The organism is Caproiciproducens sp. (genome assembly GCF_053840905.1).
This window is the reverse complement of record NZ_JBNLXQ010000031.1, coordinates 1-3113: the sequence shown is the minus strand read 5'-3', so window position 1 is coordinate 3113 and position 3113 is coordinate 1. Positions and strand designations below refer to the sequence as shown.

General features: G+C 52.4%; 4 protein-coding genes. All 4 read right to left on the bottom strand.

What is annotated here, in order from left to right:
• A partial coding sequence (locus tag ACQGQ5_RS15860) for an FAD-binding oxidoreductase (protein WP_455737439.1) occupies positions 1-317 on the bottom strand: 317 nt, incomplete at its 3' end.
• 87 nt (positions 318-404) lie between these two features.
• Positions 405-1361, bottom strand: coding sequence for a C-terminal binding protein (locus ACQGQ5_RS15855; RefSeq protein ID WP_455737438.1), 957 nt, complete (start codon positions 1359-1361; stop codon positions 405-407).
• 22 nt (positions 1362-1383) lie between these two features.
• Positions 1384-2391: a 2-dehydro-3-deoxygalactonokinase gene (locus tag ACQGQ5_RS15850; RefSeq protein ID WP_455737437.1), complete on the bottom strand. Its 1008-nt coding sequence runs from the start codon at positions 2389-2391 to the stop codon at positions 1384-1386.
• Between the two features lie 214 nt (positions 2392-2605).
• Positions 2606-2785, bottom strand: coding sequence for a hypothetical protein (locus ACQGQ5_RS15845; protein ID WP_455737436.1), 180 nt, complete (start codon positions 2783-2785; stop codon positions 2606-2608).
• Positions 2786-3113 lie beyond the last annotated feature (328 nt).

Sequence of the window (3113 nt, the reverse complement as noted above, 5' to 3'; positions counted from 1 at the left end):
CCGCCGATCACCGCCACGTTTTTGTAGCCCTCCAGCTCGGTCGCTTTTCCCAAAGGCCCGATGAAATCCAGAATCGCGTCGCCGACGTTCAACTGGTCCAGCATCAGGGTCGTCTTCCCGACCTTCTGATAAATAATGGTGATGGTCCCCTTTTCGCAGTCGTAGTCCGCCACCGTCAGAGGAATCCTTTCCCCGAATTCATTCACACGCAGAATAATGAACTGGCCGGCCTTCGCTTTTTTTGCAATATATGGCGCTTCCACCGCCATCAATGTCATCGAATCATTCAATATCCGCTTTTCCACAATCGTAAACATCGTTCTACCTCTTATTTAAAAATTTACGCCATACGCGCAATCTGCAACCCGACGGATTTCGCGCATGGCGTCTCTTTTTATAAAAAATCAGGAAATTTTATTCGTGCAGTTGAAAGGAGGATTGCCGCCGAGGACGTTAACCACTTCCTCGGCCACTTTACGCTGAAGCGTGGAAATTGCTTCTTCACTGTACCACGCGCAGTGGGGCGTAGCGATGACGTTGTCCATCCTCAGCAGCTCGCTTTCCTGAGAAATCGGTTCAGTTTCAAAAACATCCAGTCCTGCTCCGGCGATTTTCCCGGATTTCAGCGCCCCAATCAGCGCCTGTTCTTCGATGACCGGCCCGCGGGCCGTATTGATCAGGAAGGCGGTCTTTTTCATGAGCGCGAAAGCCTTTTCATCAAACAGATGTGTGGTGGAGTCCGTCAGCGGACAGTGGATCGAAATAAAATCGCTTTCCCGGCACAGGGTCTCAAAATCCACCAGCTCCGCGCCGCGTTCCCGGGCGGCTTCCGGCGTCATGTATGGGTCGAAGGCCAGAATGCGCATGCCGAACCCGGACATTTTTTTCGCCACCAGCGAAGGAATCCGGCCCAGACCGACCAGCCCCAGCGTGGAACCGGCCAGGCGGAACAGCGGAACCGTGCTGGTGTAGCCCCAGTCGCCGCCGCGCAGCGCCTTTGTAATCACGGGCAGCTTTTTCGCCAGCGCCAGAAGCAGCGCGATCGCGTGGTTGGACACCTCGTCAACGCCGTAATCGGGAACATTGCAGACGCAGATCCCTTTTTCGGCCGCCGCCGCGGAATCAATGTTATTGACCCCGATGCCGTATTTAATGATCATTTTGCAGTTCTGCATGTGATCGATGATTTTCCTGGTGATGACCGCGTACTGGACGATGACCGCGTCCGCGTCCCGCACCGCGGCGATGATTTCTTCCTCCGTCTTTAAATGGCACGCCTGCAGCTGCGTGCCGGATTCCGTGATGATTTTTGTTTCCTGTTCAACATTTGGGTATTCAAAATCTGTGATAACAACCTTCATATTTATCCCTCTATTCTTAAAATCAAAGGATTCCGCTGAGCTCGGCTACGGCATAGGCGCCGAGAGCCGAAAGCGGCATCCCCTCTTCGCTGACAAAGTGCTCCACCTTTTCAAAATATCCGTCATGCTCCAAAATATCGGCAAAGGCGGTGCTGAAGGGCTCCTTTCCGCCCACGACCACCGTCGTGTCCCGGGTGACCCGAAGCGCGCCGGAATTTTTAATCGCCGTGATATCGTTTTGAAGCGCAACGCCAAAGATGAAATTCGCGACCTTTTCCTTATCCCTGGTTACGAACTGGTTCAGGATTCTGCCGGAGAAGCAGGCGCGGGCGATTCCGCATTTCAGCGCCGTATCGTAGCCCAGAAGCATCATCTCTTTGTCGTAGGTGTTTTTCTCCACAAATTTTCTTCCGACGGCGTCCGCTATGATGGTGTCGTTTGTGATGGACGCCAGCAGTTCGCCGGTAATCGTCGTAAGACAGCCCGTCATCTTCCCTTCGCCGTCAACAGCGACAAATTTTGTATGCGAACCCGGAAGAATCAGCAGATAATTCCGTCCTCTGGGGTAGTGGTCGATAATAGCGACGCCTTCCACCTCTTCCCCGCGCATAATGTCCATGGTTTCAAAATTCTCATAGGTGATCTTCCCGCCGGAATTTTTCACACCCGGGATAAACCAGATCGGCACCGGGCAGACGTCCTCCAGCAAAACGGATTTCGTCGCTTTCGCAAGGTCTTCCTTGCCGGCCGGGACCACGACGTGTGGAATTTCGACCAGCCCCACGTTGGAAGTGATCATGCCGCTTGCGATGACGCGCCTGACGTCATCGTAGCGGATGTGATTTTCTGCGATTAATTTGTCCAGGCATTCCTTCACGGCCGCCTTCAATTTGCCGTTATTGCCGTCGATGGCGGTGTTGCGGACTCCCACGGGACTTTTCTTCTCGTCCATCTTTTCACGTTTTTCATTCCATAGAATACAGCGTGTATTGGTCGTGCCGGTGTCGACGGTGATGATGTATTTTCCCATATGATTTTCCTCCGTTCTTTCCAGTTCTTATTTTCTGCGGCACGGTTTTTCCGGAAGGAAAAGCCGCCGCGCGTAAATCATGGCCGGATCAGCACACAACAGGCTGTCCCTCTGCGTTTCCGTCCGAATCAATGATCTGTTGAAGAAGCCGCTTTCCATATTGACACAACAGAAAGCGACTTTGTGGCAGGCTTTCTAAAGTGCCGTTATTTTTTCAGGTACAAAGGGGAATCACTGCGTCAACAGTTTCCCCGTTGATCAGCTTCAGGGCGGTTTCCAGTCCGGTGGAGCCCAGACCGCGGTTGTTGGAGTCCAGGGTCAGCGCAAGCTGGCCGTTGTCGACCGCTTTTTGATGTCGCCGATCGCATTGTTTATGACCTCGCCGGTCCATCATTGCGCTGAGTCTTTCTGAAATTTCAAGTGTCTTGCCCGCCTACGGCGTTCATGATGATAGTTTATTCCATACAGGTTTCTGTATTCCTCGCTTTTGAATACGCTTCAAAGGAACCTACGTGCGAAATGTGCATGCAGGCTCATCCTGCCCGTATGCAGATCATTTTTAACGCGGTCAGACGAAATTTTAACCGAATGAGACAAGATTCTTGATTTTACAAACAAGGACTAATAGGCCGCGATGGTGTAGATATGCTTGCCGCCCTTCAGAGGACCGTCTATGTAAGCCTGAAGCTCCTCGTCGGTAAAGCGCTGGGTGACCTTGTTGG

Bases quoted from the DNA above. Each gene is read 5' to 3' on its own strand.
- ACQGQ5_RS15855 (WP_455737438.1), bottom strand. From the start codon at position 1,361: ATGAAGGTTGTTATCACAGATTTTGAATACCCAAATGTTGAACAGGAA.
- ACQGQ5_RS15850 (WP_455737437.1), bottom strand. From the start codon at position 2,391: ATGGGAAAATACATCATCACCGTCGACACCGGCACGACCAATACACGC.
- ACQGQ5_RS15845 (WP_455737436.1), bottom strand. From the start codon at position 2,785: ATGATGGACCGGCGAGGTCATAAACAATGCGATCGGCGACATCAAAAA.